At 56.4% G+C, this 1,235-nt stretch carries 1 protein-coding gene; it reads left to right on the plus strand.

Annotation, left to right across the window (positions count from 1 at the left end):
* Positions 1-64 precede the first annotated feature (64 nt).
* Positions 65-1,227, plus strand: a protein-coding gene (locus tag INT12_RS30425) for an IS3 family transposase (protein ID WP_193040555.1) whose coding sequence is annotated in 2 segments (ribosomal slippage) — positions 65-317 and positions 317-1,227 — 1,164 coding nt in all. Because the reading frame shifts where the segments join, the coding sequence is not laid out codon by codon here.
* Positions 1,228-1,235: the final 8 nt, after the last annotated feature.

The following is a 1,235-nucleotide window of genomic DNA, read 5'->3' on the forward strand; positions in this document are numbered from 1 at the left end:
TGTAGTGGTCTAATGAAACCGGACACCCATTTAGGCGAGAATGCTCGCCAGAACGAGGTGTCAGATGACCAAACAACGCCGTACCTTTTCCCCTGAATTCAAACGCGAGGCTGCCGACCTCGTTCTCAAGCAGGATTACAGCTTCATTGAGGCCAGCCGCTCGCTTGGTGTCGGGGAGTCGGCTTTGCGCCGATGGGTCGACCAGGTGCAACAAGAACGCACGGGCGTCACCCCGCAGAGCAAAGCGCTGACCCCGGAGCAGCAGAAAATCCAAGAGCTGGAAGCCCGAATTGCTCGCCTTGAGCGGGAAAAATCGATCTTAAAAAAGGCTACCGCGCTCTTGATGTCGGAAGATCTCGAGCGTTCGCGCTGATTGACCAGTTGAGCATCCACGAGCCGGTTGATTGGCTGTGCATGGTGTTTGAAGTGACCCGCTCGTGCTACTACGCTCGGCGTCTCAGGCGCCGCACACCGGATGTAGAACGCCTTCGATTGCGCAGTCGGGTGAACGAGTTGTTCACCCAAGGCCGCAGTGCTCCCGGTAGCCGTAGCATCATGGCCATGATGCAGGACGACGGCGAGCAGATCGGGCGATTCAAAGTGCGCAGCCTGATGCGCGAGCTGGAGTTGGTCAGCAAACAACCGGGATCGCATGCTTACAAAAAGGCGACGGTCGAGCGGCCCGACATTCCTAATATTTTGAACCGGGAGTTTGATGTGCCCACTCCTGACCACGTCTGGTGTGGCGATATCACTTACATCTGGGCTCAAGGGAAATGGCAGTATCTGGCGGTTGTCCTAGATCTTTTTGCCCGCCGTGTTGTGGGCTGGGCGTTGTCGGGAAAGCCGGATGCGGACTTGGTCATCAAGGCCTTGGACATGGCTTACGAGCAGCGAGGGAAGCCTCAAGGTCTGCTGTTCCACTCCGACCAGGGCTCGCAATATGGAAGCCGGAGTTTTCGTCAGCGCCTTTGGCGATATCGCATGCGTCAGAGCATGAGCCGGCGAGGAAATTGTTGGGATAATGCGCCGATGGAGCGGGTGTTCAGGAGCCTGAAAACCGAGTGGATACCGACCATGGGCTACACGACGGTCCAACAAGCTCAGCGGGATATCAGTCATTTTTTGATGCACCGATACAACTGGATTCGACCGCACCAATTTAATGGTGGGCTGCCACCGGCTCAGGCCGAGAAAAAACTTAACGTCGTGTCCGGGATTAGTTGACCACTACA

The sequence above is a fragment of the Pseudomonas sp. K8 genome, from assembly GCF_014889455.1.
In the GTDB taxonomy this organism is placed as follows: Bacteria; Pseudomonadota; Gammaproteobacteria; order Pseudomonadales; family Pseudomonadaceae; genus Aquipseudomonas; species Aquipseudomonas veronii.